Source organism: Frigoribacterium sp. CFBP 13605 (genome assembly GCF_014839405.1).
Taxonomy (GTDB): domain Bacteria; phylum Actinomycetota; class Actinomycetes; order Actinomycetales; family Microbacteriaceae; genus Frigoribacterium.
Genome location: NZ_JACYNS010000001.1, coordinates 140,088 through 162,133 on the forward strand (window position 1 = coordinate 140,088; position 22,046 = coordinate 162,133).

Below are 22,046 nucleotides of genomic sequence, written 5' to 3' on the forward strand. Positions count from 1 at the left end.
GGTCCGGGCCCGTGAACGGCCCGCGGTGGTCTCGGATGCTGCTGGTGGGGGTCAATACGCTCCCCGGTGCTCGAAGAGGACCCGGACGGTGCGCCACATGATGACGAAGTCGACCGTCAGCGACCAGTTCTCGACGTAGTAGAGGTCGAGGCGGACGCTCTCCTCCCAGCTGAGGTCGCTGCGTCCGTTCACCTGCCACATGCCCGTGAGGCCGGGCTTGATGTAGAGGCGTCGGTGGACGTGGTCCTCGTACCCCTCGACCTCGCGAGGGAGGGGCGGCCGGGGCCCGACGACGCTCATGTCGCCTCGGACGATGTTCCACAGTTGGGGCAGCTCGTCGAGCGACCACCGACGGAGGACGGCACCCACGCGGGTGACCCGCGGGTCGGACTTCATCTTGAAGAGCAGGCCGGCTCCCTCGTCGGCCTGCGCGAGGCCGGGGAGCCGGCTCTCGGCGTCGACGACCATGGAGCGGAACTTCAGCATCTCGAAGGTGCGTCCGTCTCGGCCGACCCTGCGCTGACGGAACAGCACCGGGCCGGGACCGTCGAGCCGCACCGCGAGGGCGACGACGGCGAACACCGGCGCGAGGACGACGAGCGCGGCGGACGCCAGCGCGAGGTCGGACAGACGCTTGAGGGCGTGTCGCGGGCCGTCGAACTGCGGCAGCTCGACGTGCATGAGGGGGAGACCCTCGACCGGGCGGTAGTGGATGCGGGGCCCGGCGACGTTCGTCAGTCGCGAGGCGATGACGAGCTCCGTCGCTCGTCCTTCGAGCGACCATCCGAGGTCGCGCAGGTACTCCCGGCCACGACCCGGTTCGCCGGCGACGATCACGCTCTCGGCGCCCAGGCGCCAGACCGCACGCGGGACGCCGTCGAGGTCCGCCACCACAGGGACGGTGCGGCCTCCGACCACGATGCCCCTCGGGTCGGCGTCCGGGACGGCCGCCCCGACGACGTCGTACACGGCACCGCTCGTCTTGTCGATGCGACGGACGACGTCGGCGATGTCGTCGCGCGATCCCACGATGACGGCTCTCGACAGGTAGTGGCCCTTGGCCCGCTGGCGTTCGAGCCAGCGCCGCATGGTCCACCGGCCGACGACCAGGCCGGCACCGCCGACGGGCAGCGCCACCAGGAAGTAGCCCTCGCCGCCGATGTGGCCGACCGAGGCGAACCCGATCGCCACGACGGCGAAGGCCCAGACGCTCGCCGTGAGGAGGCGCTTGTACTCGACGACGCCGCTGCCGACGACCGCGAGGTCGCGGGTGCGGTGCAGCGTGAGGCAGAAGGTCCAGACCAGCCCGACGACGACGGGGAGCACGGGAGAACCCACCGACTCGATCAGGGTGGACGCATCCGAGCCCCGACCGGCGGCGATGGCCCTCGCGGCGTCCACCACGACGGCACCGACGATGCTCAGGGTCAGGACGGCCGTGTCGACGAGGCGGAGCCGGCGCCGGTAGCGGCGAGCCCAGGCGGCGCCGGACTCGGCGTCGTGCGTCGCGGCGGGCGCCGCGAGGGGGCCGTCCGACTCGGTCAGGTCGAACGGGGGATCGATCCGTCGGGGTGACGACGGTCCGACCAGGAGTGAGCGGAGTTCGCTCTGCGTGCTGGACATCGGGTCTCGGGTTCGGGTAGGCGACGGCACGCCCACGTCGGTGGTGACGACGGGGGCGGTGGCGGGCGGTCGATCGAGGTTCGGGTTCGATCGACCGCCCAGGCGTCGCGCCGGAGCACGGACGTCACGATGGTGCGCGACGTCGGCCGGGCGGCGACGGGCGCGCCGGGCAGCGGGTCTGCTCGACGCACGATTCGGGTCGGTGCGGTGACGGGAGCAGATGCTCCCGGTGGAGAGGGTCGGGTTTCTCGGTTCCTGGCGATTTCGGGTCGACCAGGAGGATGCTGTGACTCTAGTTCGGGGGGCACCCGCCATAGGAGTCTAACAAGACCCCCCGTTCGGGGGCGATCGTGTCCCCCCTGTTGCCGACACCCGAACGGGTGACCCTCGGACCCCGCGATGTCACCCGTGCGGGGGTGACAAGAAGCCGTGAAAAGCGCGGCCACGGCGCGTCCCGTTCCAGGCGGAGGGTGGCCCGCGGCGTGAGACACGCAAAAGGCCTGTTCAGGCCGGTGACACGACGTCCGGACCGAGGGTCGACACGCCGCCGTCCGTGCCGTTCATCACCCCGACAGGTGTCGTTCATCTCTCGTCGCCCCTGGTGTCTGCAGCGCAGGTGGGGTACAGACGGACAGCGCCCCCCGGCCCTTCGGCCGGGGGGCGCATCACCCGTCACAATCACCCTCGTCCGCGTGTCACGGACGGGTGACGAATCCTTGCTCGACCATCCAGTCGAAGGCCACGTCGGCGGGCTCTTCGCCCTCGACGTCGACCGCCAGGTTGAGTCGTCGCATCTCGGTGTCCGTGAGGGCCGGCGAGATCTCGTCGTACACCTCGGCCAGCTGCGGGTACTCCTCGAGGGTGGCCGTCGAGAGGACGGGTGCCGCGTTGTAGGCGGGGAAGAAGCCCTGGTCGTCCTCCAGCACGGCGAGGTCGAGCGAGTCGATCCGGCCGTCCGTCGTGAAGACCTCGCCGAAGTTGCAGCTGCCCCGGTCGGTCGCGGTGTAGACCGTGCCCGTGTCCAGGATGCTCACGTTGCTCGTCGGCACACCGTCGGCGGCGCCGAGTTCGAGCCCGTACGCCGCGAGCATGGGGGCGAACCCGTCGGCCCTCGAGTTGAACTCGGCCTCGACGCAGAAGGTGCGCTGCTCGACCGGCAGGTCGGCGATCTGGGAGAGCGACGTGATGTCGCCGAGCTCGGGAACGGCCTCGGCCCGGACCGCCATGGCGTAGGTGTTGTTGAGGGGCGCGGGCTCGAGCCAGGTCAGGCCGTTGTCGGCGTCCGCGTCGCGGACGGCCTCGTACTGCTCCTGCTGGTCGGGGATGCCCTCCGCCTCGGCGAGGTAGGTCAGCCAGGCGGTGCCGGTGTACTCGTAGGTCATGTCGGCCGTCCCGTCGAGCATCAGCTGTCGCACCGCCACCGACCCCGGCACGTTCGTCATGTCGGTGACCTCGAAGCCCGCGGCCTGCGCGGCGAGCACGGCGATCTTCCCGAGGATCAACTGCTCGGTGAAGTTCTTCGCCGTCACGGTGATCGCCGCGTCGTCGGGCAACCCCTCGACGGCTCGGATCGAGCCGGGCGCCACGGCGGGCACGAACGCCGTCGCCGGCTGCAGGCCGCACCCGGTCAGAGCGAGCGTCGCGGCGCCGACCACGGCGAGGGACGAGGAGGCGCGACGCAGTCGTCGGGGGAGGCGGGAGACGGTCATGCGCGGAGTCCCTTCGGACGGGCGACGTACTCGACCACACGGCCCAGCCAGTCGATCAAGAGGGCGAGCAGGGCGATGAGCAGGGCCCCGGAGACGAGGACCCGCGGCAGGAACAGGTTGACCCCGGTGGTGATCAGCAGCCCCAGGCCGCCGGCACCGATGAACGTGGCGAGGGCCGCCGACCCCACGAGCAGCACGAGGGCCGTACGGATGCCGGAGAGCATCACGGGGACGGCCAGCGGCAGCTCGACCTTCAGCAGGACGGACGACGCACTCATCCCCATGCCCCGACCGGCCTCGACGAGGCGGGCGTCGACGCTCTGCAGTCCGATCATGGTGTTGCGCAGCACCGGAAGCGCCGCGTAGAGCACGAGGGCGACGACAGCAGCCCAGAACGTGAAGCCGAGCCAGAACGCGAGCAGCACGATGAGTCCGATGGCCGGCGCGGCCTGGCCGAAGTTCGCGAGGAGCAGGACGGGACCGCTGATGCGCACGAACGGCCGCCGGGTGAGCAGCACGCCGAGGGGGATGGCGAGGACGAGGACGATCGCCGCGGAGACGAAGGTCAACGCCAGGTGCTCGCCCGTGTAGGCCAGCAGGTCGGAGGGGTTGAGGGTGGTCCGTTCGGCCGTCGTCAGGTCGGCCGTGGTCAGCCACACGACGAATGCCGCGAACACGGCGAACACGGCCACGGGTTGCACGAGCAGTCCGAGCCACGCCGGGCGGGGCCCCCGCCGGCCGGACGAGCGTCCGTCGACCGAGGCCGGGGCGACCGAGGCGGTCACGCCGCGTCCTTCTCGTCGACGGGGGCTCCCGGCACGACGTCGAACGAGCCCGTGTTGGTGCCCACCGGAGCGTCGTGGTGGGCCTCCGCGGCCGACGCGCGCGCCCGCGTGATGGCCTCCATGACGACCTCGACCGTGATGACGCCGATGAAGGCGTCGCGTCGACCGGTGACCAGGGCCGCACCCGCACTCGAGACGAGCATCGTGTCCAGGGCGTCGTTGAGGGTGGCGCCGCTGCCGATGACCGGCAGGTCGGCGTCGGGTGACGAGCCCAGCACGTCGAGACGGCCGAGCTGGCGGCGCGAGGGCCACGAGACGGGGCGCTCCCGGTCGTCGACGACGACCGCGTGGCCGTGGCCGGCCGCCTCGACCCGGGCGAGGACGTCGGCGGCCGATTCGCCCGCTCGGGCGACGACGGCCTCGGCGAGGTCGACGTCACGGACGCGCGTCAGCGTCAGCTGCTTGAGGCCGGCCCCCGACCCGATGAAGTTCTCGACGAACTCGTTCGCCGGCTCGGCGAGGATGCGCTCCGGGGTGTCGTACTGCACGATGTGCGCGCCCTCGGAGAAGATGACGATCCAGTCGCCGAGCTTCACGGCCTCGTCGAAGTCGTGGGTGACGATGACGATGGTCTTCTGCAGCTCGTGCTGGATGTTGATCAGCTCGTCCTGCAGGCGCTGGCGGGTGATGGGGTCGACGGCACCGAAGGGCTCGTCCATCAGCAACACGGGCGGGTCCGCCGCCAGTGCCCGCGCGACGCCGACGCGCTGCTGCTGACCACCCGAGAGCTCACGCGGGTAACGGTCGCGGTACGTGGCCGGATCGAGCGACACGAGTTCGAGCAGCTCGTCGACGCGGGCGGCGATGCGCTCCTTCGACCAACCGAGCATCTTCGGGACGATGGCGATGTTCGCCCCGACGGTCATGTGCGGGAACAACCCGCCGGCCTGGATCACGTAGCCGATGCGGCGGCGCAACTCGTCGCCGTCGATCGAGGTGACGTCGTCGCCGTCCAGGACGATCCGCCCCTCGGTGGGCTCGATCAGCCGGTTGATCATCTTGAGGGTCGTGGTCTTGCCGCACCCCGACGGTCCGACGAGCATGACGATCTTGCCGGCCGGGATCTCGAGCGTGATGCCGTCGACGGCCGGCTCGGCCTGGCCGGGGTACCGCTTGGTGACCTGGTCGAGGGTGATGCTGCGGCCCGAGACCTCGTCCGAGGGGGACGAGGAGGCGCGGGTGGGGTCAGTTCTGGACACGGATGCCTCTCGAGATGGTCAGGCGGCCGAGGCCGACGAGGAGGAGGTCGAGGACGAGGGCGAGGAGGACCACGCCCACCACGCCCGTGACCACGGAGGCGAGCGCGTTCGCGCCGCCCAGTCGGGACAGGCCCGAGAAGATGAAGCCGCCGAGGCCCGGGCCGAGCGCGTACGCCGCGACCGCGGCGATGCCCATCACCATCTGCGCGCTGACGCGCACGCCGGTGAGGATGATCGGCCAGGCGAGGGGCATCTGGACGGTCGCCAGGGTCCGGAAGCGCCCCATGCCGATGCCGCGAGCCGACTCGACGAGCGAACCGTCGACCTCGTGCAGGCCGACGACGGCGTTCCGCAGGATCGGCAGTGCGGCGAAGAACGTGACGACGATGACCGACGGCGCCACGCCGAACCCCGCGAAGGGGATGAGCAGGCCGACCAGCGCGAACGACGGAAGGGTCAGCCCCACGGCCGACACCCCGTTGGCCAGCGCGTAGAGAGTCGGGTTGCGGTGCACCAGGGCGGCGAGGCCGACCGAGACGACGACCGCCAGGACGAGGCACTGCACCACGAGCGAGAAGTGTTGCCATGAGGCGAACCAGATCTGGCTCCACCGGTCCACCACGAAATCCCACGCCAAGCAGACCATCTCCTCTGAGCAACGACCATCAGTCCGAATCGTCGCTTCCCCGAGAGGCGACCGGCGTCCACACTAACCACGGCCCCCACGCCGCGTCATGTCGCCGACCACCCTTCCGGGAGCCTTAGAGTCGCCTGCCGTTATCAAATCCGACGAACGAAAGCCCCGATGGGAACGGCGTGTCGGCTTTCGTCGACACGCCGTTGTAACGATCCTCAGATCCTCGCCCCGCAGGGCCTCCGTCAGCCGACGCGGGCTCCGGTCGAGATCTTGTACCGCGCCCCGTGGTGCTCGTCCGGCAACCGGTCTCCGCGCCCGAACAGCTTCTGCCGCAGCGTGCCCGGTTCGTACTCGGTGGGATAGACGCCCCGGGCCTGGAGCACGGGGATCACGTGCTCGACGACGTCCTCGAACGTGCCCGGAGTGATGGCGTAGGCGAGGTTGAACCCGTCGACGTCGGTCTCGTCGACCCACTCCTGGAGCTGGTCCGCGATCTCCTCGCCGGACCCGACGATGCGGGGCCCGAGACCGCCGATCCCGGCCGCCTCGGCGATGTCGCGGATCGTCCACTCCGCGCCCGTGTCACCCGCCTGCGCCTGGAAGTTCGCGAGGGCCGACTGGATGGCGTTGCTCTCGACGTCACCCACGGGGTCGTTGAGCGAGTAGGTCGAGAGGTCGACGCCCATCCACCCCGACATGAGCGTCAGGGCCCCCTCGTGCGAGGCGTATCGCCGGTACTCGTCGTGCTTGGCCCGGGCGGCCTCGGGGGTGGCGTCGGTGATGATGGTGAGCAACGTGTAGATGCGCGCCGAGTAGCGGTCGCGGCCCGCGGCCTCGAGCGCGTCCCGGATCTTGCCGACCGTCGCGGCCAGGCGTTCCTTGGTCGGGGCCGCCACGAAGATCGACTCGGCGTTGCCGGCGGCGAAGCGGATGCCCCGCGGCGAGGCACCCGCCTGGTAGATCACGGGGGTGCGCTGAGGGCTGGGCTCGGCGATGTGGATGCCGGGCACCTTGTAGTAGGTGCCGTCGTGCCCGATCTCGTGCACCTTGGCCGAGTCGGTGAAGACGCCGGACTCACGGTCGCGGACGACCGCGTCGTCCTCCCACGACCCCTCCCACAGCTTGTACAGGACCTCGAGGTACTCGTCGGCCTGGTCGTACCGGGTGTCGTGGTCGAGCTGGTCGTCGGCACCCATGTTGCGGGCGGCGCTCGGCAGGTAGCCGGTGACGACGTTCCAGCCGATCCGCCCCTCCGTCAGGTGGTCGAGCGTCGACATGCGCCGGGCGAACGGGTAGGGGTGCTCGTAGGCCGTGCCGGCGGTGATGCCGAAGCCCAGGTGCTCGGTCGCGGCGGCCATGGCCGAGACGAGCAGCACCGGGTCGCCGACCGGGGTCTGGGTGCCGTTGCGCAACGCCGCGTCGTGGTTGCCGCCGTAGACGTCGTACGTGCCGAGCACGTCGGCGATGAAGAGCCCGTCGAAGACGCCCTTCTCGAGGAGGCGCGCGAGGGAGGTCCAGTAGCTCAGCTTCGTGTAGTCGGCCGAGCGGTCGTCGGGGTGCCGCCAGAGACCGGGGGACTGGTGCCCCACGCAGTTCATGTCGAAGGCGTTGAACCGGATTCGTCGAGTCATGAGGCCATCATCACGACCCGGGCCCGTGCTGTCGTCCTCGCCGACACACGAGGTCACACTCCACGCCCCGTAGCCTGTGTCGGTGCTCCCGTTCCGCCGCCACGTCACCGACGTCGACCGCCCCCGTCTCACCCGCGACGTGTACGTCCTCGGCGTGATCGCCTTCTTCGTCATGGTCGGCTTCGGGGTGGTCGTCCCGGTCCTGCCGGTCTACGCCCGCAGCTTCGGCGTCGACCACGCCCTGGTGGGTGCCGTCCTCTCGGCCTTCGCCCTCATGCGCCTCGTGGCGAGCCCGTTCGTGGGTCGACTCATCGACCTGATGGGCGAGCGGGTCGTGCTCTCGGTGGGCATCGGCATCGTGGCACTGTCGAGCGGGCTCGCCGGGCTCGCCCAGACCTACCCGCAGCTCCTCCTGCTCCGGGGGGCGGGCGGCATCGGCTCGGCCATGTTCAGCATCGCGGCGATGACGTTGCTGCTCGGCGCGACCGACCCGTCGCTCCGTGCCCGGGCCGTCGGCTTCTACCAGGGCGGGTTCCTCGTCGGCGGCATGGCGGGTCCGGCCCTCGGCGGGCTGCTCGCGACCATCTCGTTGACGGCGCCGTTCTTCTTCTACGCGGGCACGCTCGCCGTGGCCGGCCTGGTCGGCGTCGTGCTCCTCCGCCGGGCACCGCAGCACTCCTCGACGACCGTCACCGCGCCTCCGGTGCCCCTCGGGGTCGTGCTGCGCGACGTGCGGTTCCGGACCGCGTGCGTGGCCAACTTCGCACAGGGTTGGTCGTCGCTGGGGGTGCGCAGCGCCCTCGTCCCCGTCCTCGTGGTCGAGGTCCTGCGCGGACCGACCGCCTGGACGGGGTTGCTCTTCGCCGCGTCGGCGGTGGCCCAGACCATCGCGTTGGCACCGGCTGCGCGCTTCGTCGACACCGTCGGCCGTCGACCGGCCGTGATCGGCTCGTTCGCGGTGGCGGCCGTGACCCTGTTCGCGGTGTCCCTCGCCCCGGACGTCTGGACGCTCGGCGCCCTGCTCTGCGTCTACGGCGTGGCGACGGCGTTCATGGGCACCGCGCCCGCGGCACTCGTCGGCGACGCCGCGGGGGCCCGCGGTGGTCGTCCCGTCGCGATCTTCTCGATGTGCTCGGACGTGGGGGCGATCGCCGGGCCGCTCGTCGCGGGCCTGCTCGTCGACACGGTCTCGTACCCCGCGGCGTTCGGCGTCGCGGCCGTCCTGCTGGCCGTGGCGGCCGGGGCGGCGATCCGCCTGCCCCGGACCGCCACCGGCACGCCGACCCCGGCCTGATCAGCCGAGGTGCACGGGCGCCTCGGTGGGCAGCAGGTCCTCCTTGCGGCCGCGGATGAGGAAGAACGAGATCGGCGCGGCGAGCAGCATGGCGACCGCGGCGGCGAGGAAGGCCACCGAGTAGCCGTCGACCAGCGGACCGAGCGGCCCGCCCACCGTCGACGTCGAGGACGCGACGGCCCCCGCGTAGAGGTTCGTGAAGACGGCGAGACCGATCGATCCGCCGATCTGCATCATGGCGTTCGAGGTCGCGCTGGCGGCACCGGCGTCGTGCGGGGCGACCCGGCTGAGCGCCAGGTTCTGCATGGGCACGAAGACGCCGGCGAGGCCGACGCCCATGACGAGCAGGGCCGGCAGCACCTGGACGGCGTACGAGCCGTCGGCCGTGATCTGCGTGGCGAGCCAGAGCAGCCCGGCCCCCGCGACGAGCGGCCCGACGATCATCATCGGGCGAGGGCCGACGACAGGCAGCGCCTTCGTCAGCAGGGGGGCGCAGACCATGATGACGAGCGTCATCGGCAGGCTGGCGAGCCCCGCCTCGAGCGGGCCGAAGCCCAGAACGATCTGCAGGTGGAAGGTCAGGTAGAGCAGGGCGCCGATCATGACGCTCCCGACGATCAACTGCACGAGGAAGGCTCCGCCACGGACGCGGTCGGCGAGCACGCGCATCGGCAGCAGCGGGTGGTCGCTCCGTCGCTCGACGACGACGAACAGGGCGAGCAGACCGGCCCCCAGGGCGATGAAGCCGATGACGACGGCCGAGCCCCAGCCGTCCTCGGCCCGGGTGAAGCCGTAGACGAGGCTGGCGAGGCCGGCCGCGACGACGATCGTGCCGACGACGTCGAGGCGGTTCCGCCCCTCGGCCCGGCTCTCGCTCACGACGAAGGCGGCGGCGACGATGGCGACGAGCACGATCGGCACGTTGACGAGCAGGCACCAGCGCCAGCTGACGAACTCGGTCAGCACGCCGCCGAGCACGAGCCCGACGGCCGCGCCGGCGCCCGAGATGGCGCCGAAGACGGCGAAGGCAGTGTTCCGGTCGCGACCCGACGCGAAGGTGGTGGTGAGCACCGCCAGGGCCGCAGGGGCGAGCAGGGCCGCGAACACGCCCTGCAGGCCACGGGCGAGGATCAGCTCGCCACCGGTCTGCACGAGCCCGCCGAACGCGGAGGCGGCACCGAAGCCGACCATCCCGACGATGAAGGTGCGCTTGCGGCCCCAGAAGTCGGCGATCCGACCACCGAGCAGCAGCAACGCGCCGAAGGCGAGCGCGTAGGCCGTCACGACCCACTGGCGGTTCTCGTCGCTGAGGCCGAGGTCGGCCTGGGCGTCGGGCAGGGCGATGTTGACGATGGTGCCGTCGAGGACGACGACGAGTTGCGCGAGGGCGACGATGACGAGCACCCACCAACGGCGCGACGAACGCGTCTCGGTGGGGGCGGGGGCGACGGTGGTCACTGCGGTACCTGTTTCTCTGGGGGACGACGAACTACCCTACCTACTAGTTGGTTGGTTCGTAAGTCGGCTACGGTGATCCGATGCGAACCGATGCCGCCGAGACCCGTCGAGCCATCCTCGAGGCCGCGACCGCGGAGTTCTCGCGACACGGGTTGGCCGGGGCGCGCGTCGACCGCATCGCGGCCGAGGCCGGCTGCAGCAAGGAGCGTCTCTACGCGAACTTCGGTGACAAGAGGTCGCTCTTCACGACCGTCCTGAACGGCACCTTCGAGACCATGGGCGAGGCCGCGTCCCGCCCTGCCGCGAGCGTCGAGGAGTTCGCCCTCGCCGTCTTCGACCACATGCAGGCCCACCCCGACCACAACCGGCTGCTCGCCTGGGCCCGGCTCGAGGGCGAGCACGACTGGGAGGCCTCGGTGCCCACCCTGCGCTCGGTCCAGGACGCCGCCCTGTCGCAGCTCGACCGCCTTCGCGGCGACCCCGCCGTGACGGTGTCCTGGAGCAGCGACGACATCTTCGCCCTCGTCATGTCGCTCGCCTGCGCCTGGCAGAACCTGCCCGGTCTCGGCGAGGCGCATCCGGGCGTGGTGCTCGACCCCGCCCTGCAACGCGAGATCGTGCGCGAGGCCGTGCGGCGCCTCACCACGGCCTGAGCCGGGCCCCGGGCCGTTCCACCGCACCGACGACGAAGGAGGCGCGCCCCGGTCACCCGGGACGCGCCTCCTTCTCGAGGTCGGTCGCTACTACTTCTTCGCGTCGACCTTCGGCGTCACCTTGAGGAATCCCGCACGCGGGTCGCCGAGACCCACCAGCGGGGTCGTGTCGCGGCCGCCGACGAAGTTCGTCACCCAGCCCGACAGGATGCGGAACTTCCGGTTCAGCGTCGGCATCGCGTACAGGTGGTAGCCACGGTGGGCCATCCAGGCCGGCACGTTCTTCAGCTGGAGGCCGAACATGCTGGCCGCGCCCTTGCCGATGCCGTAGCTCGCCACGGTGCCGAGCGACTCGTGTCGGTACTCCTTGACGGGCTCTCCCGACAGGGTCGCGATGACGTTGTCGGCCACGGTGACCGCCTGGCGCACGGCGTTCTGTGCGTTCGGCGGGTAGTACGCCGGCTGCTTCTCGGCCAGCAGGTCGGGGACCTGCGCGCCGTCGCCGAGGGCCCAGACGCCGTCGAGCTTCTGGCCGTCCTCGGTCTGGACCTGCAGGGTCGCGCTGACGTTCACGTGTCCCTTCGGGCCGAGGGGGAGGCCCATGTCGCCGAGCACCGGGTTCGGCTTGACGCCGGCCGTCCAGACGATCGTGCCGGCGGGGATGGTCTCGCCGTCGCTCAGCACGACGTCGCCGTCGACGCACGAGGGCATCGTCGTCTTGAGGCGGATGTCGATGCCTCGACCGCGCAACTGGCCCAGGGTCCACTTCGAGAGCTCGGGACCGACTTCGGGGGCGACGCGGTCCAGGGCCTCGACGAGCACGAAGCGCAGTTCGTCGCGCGACAGGTTCGGGAACGTGTCGACGGCGGAGTTCGCGGCGTCGGACAGTTCGGCGAGGGCCTCGACGCCCGTGTAGCCGCCACCGACGAAGACGACGGTGAGGAGCTTGCGGCGGACGGCCGGGTCCTTGACGCTGGCCGCCTCGGCGATGTTGCCGAGGATGCGGTCACGGACGTACTGAGCCTCTTCGACGCTCTTGAAGCCGACGCCGTTCTCGGCCAGGCCCGGGGTCGGGAAGGTCCGGGTGACGGCACCGAGGGCGACGACCAACTGGTCGTACGCGATGTCGCTGGACTCGCCGTCCGCACTCGTGACGGTGACCTTCTTGGCCTCGCTGTCGAGCCCGGTGACCGACGCCTCGACGACCTTGGTGCGCTTGAGCGTCTTGCGCAGCGGCACGGTGACGTCGCGGGCGGCGATGTGGCCACCGGCGACCTCGGGCAAGAACGGCTGGTAGGTGAAGTACGGGGCCTGGTCGACGAGGGTGATGCTCGCCGCCTGGGGTGGGTGTCGCTTCTGCAGTTCGAGTGCAGTGGTGAGCCCGGCGGAACCGCCGCCGAGAATTACGATTCGCTTGGTCATGTATGTGTTCCTCCCTCAGACGACCGTACCCCCGGGGCCGCCTGCCGGAACGCCACACGCCGAACGGCCCGGCACCCCTCGGGGGCCGGGCCGGGCACGGCCGCGCGTCGGACGGTGAGGTCAGCGACCGCCGTCGAGGTCGCTCTGCGTGAACGACCCGTCCGGTTCGCCGTCGTGGGGTCCGCCGTCGGCGGCCGGCTCGTCCGGGACCTGCGCGTCGACGTACGACCCGTCGCCCTCGCTCGTGCCGGCCTCTTCGGTGTAGGTGCCGTCGGCCTCGCCGTCGTGCGGCCCGCGCGTGCGGGCGCCGCCGTCGAGGTCGTCGTCGACGTACGAGCCGTCCTCGCCCGAGGTGGGTCCGCCGGTGCTCGGCCGGTCGTGCTCGTGGTGGTTGGCGTCGCTGCCCATGGGTGCTGCCCTTCGTCGAGGTCGGTCGGCGTCGTCGCCGCCCGTGCGGCTCACCCTAGACCGACGTGGTGCCGGTCGACCGGGCGGGACCGTGTCGTCAGAACCCCTCGTTCTCGCGGGTCACGTAGGGCGACTCCAGCGCGTCGAGCTCGTCGTCGGTGAGCCACAGGTCGACCGAGGCAACGGCGTCGTCGAGGTGCTGCATCTTCGTGGCGCCGACGATGGGGGACGTGACCGCGTCCTGCTGCCGCACCCAGGCCAACGCGACCTGCGCACGAGGGACGCCCCGCGCCTCCGCGACGTCGGCGACGGCCTGCGCCACGAGGCGGTCACCGTCCTCGCGCTGCTTGTAGAGCGTCTGACCGAAGCGGTCGGTCTCGGTCCGGGCCGTGGTGGCGTCCCAGTCCCGGGTCAGCTTCCCGCGGGCCAGGGGCGACCAGGGCAGCACGCCGACGCCCTGGTCCAGGCAATAGGGGTGCATCTCGCGTTCTTCCTCGCGTTGGATCAGGCTGTACTGGTCCTGCATCGAGACGAAACGCGTCCAGCCACCGAGGTCGGCCGCGTGCTGCATCGAGGCGAACTGCCAGGCCCACATGCTCGAGGCGCCGATGTAGCGGGCCTTGCCGGCCTTGACGACGTCGTGGAGCGCCTCCATCGTCTCCTCCACGGGCACCTCGGGGTCGAAGCGGTGGATCTGGTACAGGTCGACGTAGTCGGTGCCGAGACGGCGCAGGCTGTCGTCGATCGCGCTCATGACGTGCCCCCGGCTGAGCCCGGCCCCGTTCGGGCCGGGACGCATGCGGCCGTGCACCTTGGTCGCCAGGACGACCTCCTCGCGGGTAGCGAAGTCCCGCAGTGCCCGTCCGACGATCTCCTCGCTGGTGCCGTCCGAGTAGACGTCGGCGGTGTCGAAGGTCGTGATGCCGAGCTCGAGCGCCCGCGAGATGAACGGGCGGCTCTCGTCCTCGGGCAGGCTCCACTCGTGCGTCCCGCGGTCGGGCACGCCGTAGCTCATGCACCCCAGGGTCACCGCCGAGACGGTCAGGCCGCTCGTGCCCAGTCGTGCGTACTCCATGTGTGGCACCTCTCGTCGTCGAGGCGGGGCACCGATGCCCGCGCCGACTGCGACCCTACGCGCGGGGCGGAGCGGTCCGGCCCGCGATCGACGCGTCCCCTCGGATCACCGAGGCGGCGTGTCGGAGCGCCCGCCGCGCCTCCGGGGTCCAGGGCGCGCCGACGAAGTCGTGGAAGGCACCGCGGTACAGCCGCAGCTCGACGCGTCCACCCGCCGCGGTCACGCCGGCGGCCAGCCGCTTCACGTCGGGCGTCAGCAGGTCGCGATCGCCGGCGTAGGCGAACACGGGCGCGAGACCCGAGAGGTCGCCGCGCACCGGGCTGACGAGGGGGTCGGCCGGATCACGGTCGCCGGCCCACCACCGACCCGCGGCGACGAGACCGTCGCGGGCGAGCATCGGGTCGAGCGGTGCGACCTCGTCGATCGCGGGGGAGTCGAGCAGGGCGTCCACCCACGGCGAGAAGAGCACGAGGGCGTCGGGTGCCGGTCGGCCGGCGTCGCGTCCCCTCATGGCCGCGACGAGGGCGAGCGCCCCGCCCGCCGAGTCGCCGGCCACGACGACGCGGGACGGGGAGGCGCGGCGCACGTCCTCGAGGACCGCGTCCAGCAGCGGCAGCGCGTCGTCCACGTCGTGGGCCGGGGCGAGCCCGTAGAGGGGCACCGTGACGACGGCCCCGGAGGCGCGGACGAGACCCGCGAGCAGGTTCCAGTGCGTGGCCAGGACGGGGTGCACGTAGGCACCGCCGTGCAGGTAGACCACGTGGACGCCGCTCGGGGCCCGACGCGGACGGAGCGTGACGACGCGCTCACCACCGACCCGCGCCTCCTCGACGGTCGCGACGCGGTGCACCGCTCGCGTGACCGGCGCGGCGGAGCCCTGACGGGCGACCGAGCGGACGAGCGAGTCCTCGGACTCGGTCGAACGGGGGCGGAAGCGGAGGCGCAGGCGCAGAAGAGCACGCGTGGCGGCCATCGAGAGCGACATGACCCGACCCTACGGGCGCCGGGGACGACCAGGGGAGGCGGGGGCTACCGGACGGGATGCGAGGGGGCTAGCTTGGCCCCCGAACGGGTCACCCGACCCCGACGTCGCCGGTGCCGTCATCTGGGAGCGCGCACCGACGGCACACCTCGCTGCACGAACACACCCGAAGGAACGACGATGTTCGACACACGCTTCATCAGCAGTGCCATCTCCCGGAGCGCCGAGACCCCGATCGATCGACGACGGCTGCTCGCCGCCGCCGGCGTCACCGGCCTCGGCACGGGGCTCGCCGCGGTCGCCGCGACGCTGCCCGCCCAGTCCGCGGCCGCCGTCTCGCCCTCCGACGAGGTGATCAGTGATGCGACGATCCTGAACTTCGCACTCAACCTCGAGTACCTCGAGGCGGAGTTCTACCTCCGGGCCGTCACCGGCTCGGGGCTGCCCGCCGACCAGATCACGGGCATCGACCCCCAGGGCGGCGTCGTCGGCGGCGCACCCGTGCCGTTCAAGACCACGATCGTCAAGCGCATCGCGCAGGAGATCGCGGCGGACGAGAAGGCGCACGTCTCCTTCTTGCGGTCGGCACTCGGCGGCGCGAAGGTGTCGCGACCGGCGATCGACCTGCAGAGCAGCTTCACGGCGGCGGCCCTCGCGGCAGGGGTCATCACGCCGGGCCAGACCTTCGACCCGTTCGCCTCGGAGGAGAACTTCCTGCTCGGGGCGTTCATCTTCGAGGACGTCGGCGTGACCGCCTACAAGGGGGCCGCACCCCTGATCTACAACAAGACGTACCTCGGCGCGGCCGCCGGCATCCTCGCGGTCGAGGCCTACCACGCGGGCATCATCCGCACCACGCTGAACGCCAAGGGACTGCAGGTGCCCGCGACGAAGATCTCGGACGCCCGCGACTCCCTCGACGGGTCGACGGACGACGACCAGGGTCTGACCCTCGGTGGCGTCCAGAACCTCGTGCCGACCGACGCCAACGCCATCGTCTACGGACGGACCGCCGAGCGCGTGCTCAACGTCGTGTACCTCACGCCGAACCAGATCGACAAGGGCGGGTTCTTCCCGCAGGGCATCAACGGCTCGATCGTCGCCAGCGGCAACCCCGGCAGCGCGGTCTGACGACCGACGAGGGCCCGAGAACCAAGGAAGGCCCGCACACCGGGGTGTGCGGGCCTTCCGTCGCTTGCGAACAAGCATCTGTCTCAACACAGATCTGGTGAAACATCTCTCGAGAGAGACTCTTTCGAGTGTCCGAGGGGGGACTTGAACCCCCACGCCCTATACGGGCACTAGCACCTCAAGCTAGCGCGTCTGCCATTTCCGCCACCCGGACTGGATGGTGCCGACCGAAGCCGACACGAAAGATTAGCACGGCTCGGAGGGCCCTCGTGACCACGGCCACGTCCGTCGGCGTGAGCGGCGCGGCAGGTAGCGTGGGGCGCATGACGACGACCCCCACGAGCACCGGCCCGACCGAGCCCGAGCTCGACGAGACGGCCCGCATCGCCCGCGACCTCATCCGGTTCGACACGTCGAACTACGGCGGTGGGCGGTCGAACGGCGAGGCGGATGCCGCCGAGTACGTCGAGGCGGCCCTCCGCGACCTCGGCCTCAAGCCGCAGCTGTTCGAGTCCGAACCCGGCCGGGTCAGCGTGATCGCCCGGGTCGAGGGCGCCGAGCCGGCGAAGCCCGGACTGGTGGTGCACGGCCACCTCGACGTCGTGCCCGCCGACCCCGCGAACTGGTCGGTCGACCCGTTCGGCGGCGTCGTCCGCGACGGCATGCTCTGGGGGCGCGGCGCCGTCGACATGAAGAACATGGACGCCATGATGCTGACGGCCGTCGGCGACATCCTGCGGGCGGGCGAACGACCGGCCCGCGACCTCGTGCTGGGCTTCCTCGCCGACGAGGAGGCCGGGGGAGTCCTCGGCTCGCACTTCCTGGTGAAGGAACACCCCGGGTTGTTCGACGGCGCCACCGAGGCGATCAGCGAGGTCGGTGGCTACTCGACCTTCATCGACGGTCGACGCTCGTACCTGCTGCAGACGGGCGAGAAGGCCCTGATCTGGATCAAGCTCAGGGCTCGGGGCACCGCCGGGCACGGCTCGCAGATGATCGAGGCGAACGCCGTGACGCGCCTGGCCGAGGCGGTGGCCGTCCTCGGCCGCCAGCAGTGGCCGATCGTGCTGACGGACACGACGACCGCCCTGCTGGGCGAGGTGGCCCGCATCCTCGACGTCGACGTGCACGAGGTCGCACCCGACGAACTGGTCCTGCGCACCGGCACCGCCAAGGGCTTCATCCGCGGCTCGCTGCGCACGACGACCAACCCCACGATGCTGACGGCCGGCTACAAGCACAACGTCGTGCCCGACACGGCCGAGGCCCTGGTCGACATCCGGTGCATGCCGGGGCAGGAGGCGGCGGTGCTCGCCGAGGTCCGGGCCCTGATCGGCGACGACGTCGAGATCGAGACGATGCACACCGACATCGGGCTCGAGACGCCCTTCTCGGGGCCCCTGGTGGACGCCATCACCGCCACCCTCGACCGGCACGACCCGGGGGCACCCGTCCTGCCCTACCTGCTCTCGGGCGGCACCGACAACAAGGCCCTCAGCCTGCTCGGCATCGCCGGGTACGGCTTCGCCCCGCTCCGGCTCGACGAGGGCATGGACTTCCCGGCCATGTTCCACGGCGTCGACGAACGGGTCCCGCTCGACGCACTATCCTTTGGCAGTCGCGTCCTGCGGGACTTGTTGTCGACGTACTAGCAACCCCCGCACCAGAAGGGTCACCCGCGTGGAGCATCTCCTCCAGGCACTCCTGCTCGGCCTCGTCCAGGGCCTCACGGAGTTCCTCCCCGTCTCGTCGAGCGCCCACCTGCGGCTCGTCGGCCTGTTCTTCAGCGATCCCGGGGCGGCGGCCGAGTTCGACCCGGGCGCCACCTTCACGGCGATCACGCAGCTCGGCACCGAGCTCGCGGTCGTCATCTACTTCCGGCGCGACATCACCCGCATCGTCTCGCGCTGGTTCGCGGGCGTGACCGGCAAGATCCCCCGCACCGACCCCGACGTCCGCATGGGCTGGCTCGTCATCATCGGCACCGTCCCGATCGTGCTCGTGGGGTACGTCGCGCAGGAGTACATCCGCACGGTGTTCCGCTCGCTCTGGATCGTGGCGATCGTCCTGATCGTGTTCGGCGTCCTTCTCGGACTGGCCGATCGTCTCGGCAAGAAGACCGAGCGCTTCGAGGACATGCGCTACGGCCACGGCATCGCCGTCGGCGTGGCCCAGGTGCTGGCGCTCTTCCCCGGCGTCTCGCGGTCGGGTGCCACGACGACCACGGCACTCGCGCTCGGCTACACGCGTCCCGCCGCCGCCCGGTTCTCGTTCCTGCTCGCCGTGCCCGCCGTCTTCGGCAGCGGTCTCTACGAACTCGTCCAGAGCTTCAGCGACCCCGGGCCCTACTCGCTGGGCGAGACCCTGGCCGCCACGGTCGTCGCGTTCGTCGTCGGCTTCGTCGTCATCGCGTTCTTCATGAACTACATCTCGCGCCGCAGCTTCGCCCCGTTCGTGGCCTACCGCATCGTGCTCGGCGTCGTCCTGCTCGTCCTGCTCGGCACGGGCGTGGTGGCCGCATGAGGTCCTGGGCAGAACCCGACGTCCCGCGCCTCCCCGGCCTGGGCGACCTCCCGTCGCTCCACGACACGTCGACCGGTACGGTGCACCCGACCGAGGTCGACGGGTCGCGGGCCGGTCTCTACGTGTGCGGCATCACTCCGTACGACGCCACCCACCTGGGTCACGCGTCGACCTACCTGGCCTTCGACACCCTGCTGCGCGTCTGGCGCGACGCCGGGGTCGAGGTGGTCTACGCCCAGAACACGACCGACGTCGACGATCCGCTGCTCGAGCGGGCGACGGCCACCGGCGTCGACTGGCGAGAGCTCGCGGACGGCCAGACCGACCTCTTCCGCAGCGACATGCAGCACCTGGCCGTGGTGCCGCCGACGCACTACGTCGCGGTGACCGAGGTGGTGACCGACGTCGCCGACGCCGTGGCGCGCCTCCTCGAACGGGGTCTCGCGTACCCCGTGCCGACCGATGCCTCGAGCGCCGGCGACGACCTGTACTTCGACGTCCGGGCCGCCGAGCGCGACACCGACTGGCACCTGGGGCTCGAGAGTCGCTACGACGCCGAGACGATGGCCCGGTTCTTCGCCGAGCGCGGCGGCGACCCCGATCGCGCCGGCAAGCGCGACCCCCTCGACCCGCTGCTCTGGCGCGCGGCCCGCGACGACGAGCCGTCGTGGCCCACCACCGTGGGCGCCGGCCGACCCGGTTGGCACATCGAGTGCACCGTCATCGCCCAGCAGCACCTCGACGTGCCCATCACCGTCAACGGCGGCGGGAGCGACCTGGTGTTCCCGCACCACGAGATGAGCACGGCGCACGGCACGGCCCTCACCGGCCGCCCCTACGCCGTCCACCACACGCACACCGGGATGGTCGGCTACCAGGGCGAGAAGATGAGCAAGTCGCTCGGCAACCTCGTGAAGGTCAGCGAGCTCGTCGCCGCGGGCCGCGACCCCCGCGCCGTCCGGCTCGCCCTCCTGGCGCACCACTACCGCTCCGACTGGGAGTGGTTCGACGCCGACCTCGTCGCCGCCGAACGTCGTCTCGAGCGCTGGCTCGCCTGGGCCGCCACGAGAGCAGGAGGCGCGGTGCCGGTCCCGGCCCCCACCCCGTTGGTCGTCGGCCTGCGCTCGTCGCTGGCGGACGACCTCGACACGCCCTCGGCCCTCGACGCCGTCGACGCCGTCGTGGCCCGGGGAACGGCCCCGTCCGAGGTCGACGTCGACGCCGTGCAGGCGCTGCTGGGCATCGACCTGCGCGCCTGAACGCCGCCGACGGCGCCGAGGCGACCGGTCCGTCCCGGCACCCGGACGAAACGGGTCGTCCATCCCGTTCTCCATGCGCATGCATGAGTCTTCCTCAATCAGCACGCCCGTCTGCCCTACGATGGTCGGCGTGGAGACGTCGACGACCGCCCCGGCCCCGGCCGCGACGCCGGGCGACGCCCGCCGGCCGCTCACCCGACGCGACACCCGCGTCGACCTCTGGATCACCGCCCTCACCGCGGCGCTCGGCCTCGTCACGCTCTGGCTCAGCGCCGTCATCGTCGAGGACGCCGAGGGGGCGGGTTCGCCCTCGACCCTCGAGAGCGTGCTGTGGCTCCTGGGCCTCTGCGCACCGCTTGCCTTCCGACGGCAGCGTCCCGTGGGCGTCCTCGTCGTCGTGTCGGCCGTGTTCCTGGCCGCCCAGCTGAGGGGCTACCCCGACACCCTCACCCCGTCGATCGTCGAGTTCGTGGTCATCTTCACCGCGAACGCCTGGGCCGCCCGGCGCTCCCGTGCGCTCGTCGTCAGCGTCGTCGTGACCGCGGTCATGTTCGTCTGGCTCGGCGTGTGGCTGCACTCCGTCTACGTGTCCGACGCCGAGGCACCCGACCCCGTGACCCTCGCCACGATCGCCTACACGCTCGTGTCGAACGGCATCGTCCTCGTCACGGCCATCGCGTTCGGCCGGGCGGCCCGCGTGTCGGCCACCCGGCTCCACGCCCTCGAACGCACGGGGGTCGAGCTTCGCGCCGCCCACGAGCTCGTCGCCGATCGGGCCATCAACGAAGAACGCACCCGCCTCGCCCGTGAGCTGCACGACGTGGTCGCCCACCACGTCGCCGTCATCGGCATCCAGGCGGGCGCCGCCCGGCGGACGCTCGACCGGCCCGACATCGCACGAGGCGCCCTCTCGGCCGTCGAGGGCACGGCGCGGACGACCATCGTCGAGCTCGACCGCCTGCTGTCCGTCCTGCGGTCGCGGGACGGCGAGGCCGGGTCCGGCCCCTCGGGCCTCGGCGCCCTGCCCGAACTCATGGCCGACACGCGAGCCCTCGGCCTCGAGGTCCGGTTCTCGGTGCACGGCGACGCCCGCGACGTCCCCGAGAGCATCGGGGTCACGCTGTACCGCATCACCCAGGAGGCCCTGACCAACACCCTCAAGCACGGCAACGCCTCCCTCGCCGAGGTGCACCTCCGCTACGGCGACCGGACGATCGAGGTCGAGGTCGTCGACGACGGTCGTCCCGGCCCCACGCCCTATCCCGGCGCGGGAATCTCGCAGGGATCGACGGCGACCGGCCCCGGACTGGGCCAGCGGGGCATGCGCGAGAGGGTCGACCTGCACGGGGGTGAGCTCCAGCTCGGCCCCCGCCCGCGCGGGGGCTACCGGGTGTGCGCGGTCCTGCCCGTGAACGCCTGCACCGACGCCCGCCCCCTCCACCACGTCACCGCCGCCGATCCCACCGAGAGACCATGACCGACACGACCGCCCCCGTCTCCGTCCTGCTCGTCGACGACCAGGACCTCGTCCGCACGGGTTTCCGCATCATCCTCGACACCGCACCCGACGTCCGCGTCGTCGGCGAGGCCTGCGACGGGCTCGAGGCCGTCGACCTCGTCCGGCGGCTCCGCCCCGACGTCGTCGTCATGGACATCGAGATGCCCGTCCTCGACGGGCTCGAGGCCACGCGTCGCATCCTCGCGCAGTCACCCGGGGGTGGGCCGGCGGTCCTCGTCCTGACGACGTTCGGCCGGGACGACTACGTCTTCCGGGCCCTGCAGGCGGGGGCGAGCGGCTTCCTGCTCAAGACGGCCACGCCCGAGGACCTGATCGAGGCGATCGCCGTCGTCCACCGCGGAGACGCCCTGCTCTCGCCCCAACTCACCCGGGCCGTGGTCGAACGCGCCGTGGGCGACCCCGCGACGACGCGCGTCGTCGTCCCCAGCCCCGCACTGGCGACCCTCACCGAACGCGAACGCGAGGTGCTCGACCGGTTGGCCTCGGGGGCCTCCAACGCCGAGATCGCCCGCCGGCTGTTCCTGGGCGAGGCCACGGTCAAGACGCACGTCTCCAACGTGCTCGGCAAGCTCGGCCTCCGCGACCGGACGGCGGCCGTGGTGTTCGCCTACGAGAACGGCGTCGCGGTCCCGGGCGGGCCCGCCACCTGACCGGGGCCGTCGTACCGGGCCCCACCCC

19 protein-coding genes and 1 tRNA gene are annotated in these 22,046 nt (G+C 71.5%); 8 read left to right on the forward strand and 12 right to left on the reverse strand.

Annotation, left to right across the window (positions count from 1 at the left end; genetic code table 11):
• Nucleotides 1-51: 51 nt before the first annotated feature.
• The 6 genes from IFT36_RS00655 to IFT36_RS00680 form a co-directional block, all read right to left on the reverse strand.
• Entirely contained in the window at nucleotides 52-1,623 is a 1,572-nt protein-coding gene (locus IFT36_RS00655) for a sugar transferase (RefSeq protein WP_200412187.1), read from the reverse strand.
• 695 nt (nucleotides 1,624-2,318) lie between these two features.
• Nucleotides 2,319-3,332 carry a glycine betaine ABC transporter substrate-binding protein gene (locus IFT36_RS00660; protein ID WP_123570057.1) on the reverse strand — a complete coding sequence of 338 codons (1,014 nt, stop codon included), beginning with the start codon at nucleotides 3,330-3,332 and terminating at the stop codon, nucleotides 2,319-2,321.
• Entirely contained in the window at nucleotides 3,329-4,039 is a 711-nt protein-coding gene (locus tag IFT36_RS00665) for an ABC transporter permease (protein ID WP_207114016.1), read from the reverse strand. Before IFT36_RS00665 ends, IFT36_RS00660 begins: the two co-directional genes overlap by 4 nt.
• A gap of 74 nt (nucleotides 4,040-4,113) precedes the next feature.
• Nucleotides 4,114-5,376, reverse strand: coding sequence for an ABC transporter ATP-binding protein (locus tag IFT36_RS00670; RefSeq protein WP_200412188.1), 1,263 nt, complete (start codon nucleotides 5,374-5,376; stop codon nucleotides 4,114-4,116).
• Entirely contained in the window at nucleotides 5,363-6,013 is a 651-nt protein-coding gene (locus tag IFT36_RS00675; protein ID WP_233568317.1) for an ABC transporter permease, read from the reverse strand. The genes IFT36_RS00670 and IFT36_RS00675 overlap by 14 nt, the downstream gene beginning before the upstream one ends.
• A 242-nt stretch (nucleotides 6,014-6,255) precedes the next feature.
• Entirely contained in the window at nucleotides 6,256-7,644 is a 1,389-nt protein-coding gene (locus tag IFT36_RS00680; protein WP_200412189.1) for an LLM class flavin-dependent oxidoreductase, read from the reverse strand.
• Nucleotides 7,645-7,726: 82 nt separating this feature from the next.
• Here IFT36_RS00680 and IFT36_RS16845 point away from each other — a divergent pair, with 82 nt between their 5' ends.
• On the forward strand, nucleotides 7,727-8,938 hold the full coding sequence (locus IFT36_RS16845; protein WP_233568316.1) for an MFS transporter: 1,212 nt from the start codon (nucleotides 7,727-7,729) through the stop codon (nucleotides 8,936-8,938).
• Here IFT36_RS16845 and IFT36_RS00690 read toward each other — a convergent pair whose 3' ends face one another.
• Nucleotides 8,939-10,396 carry an MFS transporter gene (locus IFT36_RS00690; protein ID WP_200412190.1) on the reverse strand — a complete coding sequence of 486 codons (1,458 nt, stop codon included), beginning with the start codon at nucleotides 10,394-10,396 and terminating at the stop codon, nucleotides 8,939-8,941.
• An 80-nt stretch (nucleotides 10,397-10,476) separates the two neighbouring features.
• On the opposite strand from IFT36_RS00690, the gene IFT36_RS00695 reads away from it, so the two are divergent.
• On the forward strand, nucleotides 10,477-11,049 hold the full coding sequence (locus IFT36_RS00695) for a TetR/AcrR family transcriptional regulator (protein WP_192123668.1): 573 nt from the start codon (nucleotides 10,477-10,479) through the stop codon (nucleotides 11,047-11,049).
• 90 nt (nucleotides 11,050-11,139) lie between these two features.
• On the opposite strand, the gene IFT36_RS00700 is transcribed toward IFT36_RS00695, so the two are convergent.
• The 4 genes from IFT36_RS00700 to IFT36_RS00715 form a co-directional block, all read right to left on the reverse strand.
• Entirely contained in the window at nucleotides 11,140-12,471 is a 1,332-nt protein-coding gene (locus tag IFT36_RS00700) for an NAD(P)/FAD-dependent oxidoreductase (protein WP_123570054.1), read from the reverse strand.
• Between the two features lie 120 nt (nucleotides 12,472-12,591).
• Complete coding sequence (locus IFT36_RS00705; RefSeq protein ID WP_043594967.1) at nucleotides 12,592-12,879, reverse strand: hypothetical protein; 288 nt, start codon at nucleotides 12,877-12,879, stop codon at nucleotides 12,592-12,594.
• 97 nt (nucleotides 12,880-12,976) lie between these two features.
• Entirely contained in the window at nucleotides 12,977-13,954 is a 978-nt protein-coding gene (locus IFT36_RS00710; protein WP_056045111.1) for an aldo/keto reductase, read from the reverse strand.
• Nucleotides 13,955-14,009: 55 nt separating this feature from the next.
• Nucleotides 14,010-14,939, reverse strand: coding sequence for an alpha/beta hydrolase fold domain-containing protein (locus tag IFT36_RS00715; RefSeq protein WP_200412191.1), 930 nt, complete (start codon nucleotides 14,937-14,939; stop codon nucleotides 14,010-14,012).
• Nucleotides 14,940-15,116: 177 nt separating this feature from the next.
• Here IFT36_RS00715 and IFT36_RS00720 point away from each other — a divergent pair, with 177 nt between their 5' ends.
• A complete protein-coding gene (locus IFT36_RS00720; RefSeq protein ID WP_043594964.1) occupies nucleotides 15,117-16,067 on the forward strand; it encodes a ferritin-like domain-containing protein in 951 nt (316 codons plus the stop codon).
• Between the two features lie 129 nt (nucleotides 16,068-16,196).
• On the opposite strand, the gene IFT36_RS00725 is transcribed toward IFT36_RS00720, so the two are convergent.
• Nucleotides 16,197-16,281: transfer RNA gene (locus tag IFT36_RS00725), tRNA-Leu, on the reverse strand.
• A gap of 109 nt (nucleotides 16,282-16,390) precedes the next feature.
• On the opposite strand from IFT36_RS00725, the gene IFT36_RS00730 reads away from it, so the two are divergent.
• From IFT36_RS00730 to IFT36_RS00750, 5 genes are all read left to right on the forward strand, one after another.
• The gene (locus IFT36_RS00730) at nucleotides 16,391-17,719 is read left to right on the forward strand and encodes a M20/M25/M40 family metallo-hydrolase (protein ID WP_200412192.1); all 1,329 of its coding nucleotides are present in this window, start codon (nucleotides 16,391-16,393) and stop codon (nucleotides 17,717-17,719) included.
• 28 nt (nucleotides 17,720-17,747) lie between these two features.
• Entirely contained in the window at nucleotides 17,748-18,590 is an 843-nt protein-coding gene (locus tag IFT36_RS00735; protein ID WP_056045103.1) for an undecaprenyl-diphosphate phosphatase, read from the forward strand.
• Nucleotides 18,587-19,849: a cysteine--1-D-myo-inosityl 2-amino-2-deoxy-alpha-D-glucopyranoside ligase gene (mshC, locus tag IFT36_RS00740; RefSeq protein WP_200412193.1), complete on the forward strand. Its 1,263-nt coding sequence runs from the start codon at nucleotides 18,587-18,589 to the stop codon at nucleotides 19,847-19,849. Before IFT36_RS00735 ends, mshC begins: the two co-directional genes overlap by 4 nt.
• Nucleotides 19,850-19,979: 130 nt before the next feature.
• A complete protein-coding gene (locus IFT36_RS00745) occupies nucleotides 19,980-21,326 on the forward strand; it encodes a sensor histidine kinase (RefSeq protein ID WP_200412194.1) in 1,347 nt (448 codons plus the stop codon).
• A complete protein-coding gene (locus IFT36_RS00750) occupies nucleotides 21,323-22,018 on the forward strand; it encodes a response regulator (RefSeq protein ID WP_056045093.1) in 696 nt (231 codons plus the stop codon). The genes IFT36_RS00745 and IFT36_RS00750 overlap by 4 nt, the downstream gene beginning before the upstream one ends.
• Nucleotides 22,019-22,046: the final 28 nt, after the last annotated feature.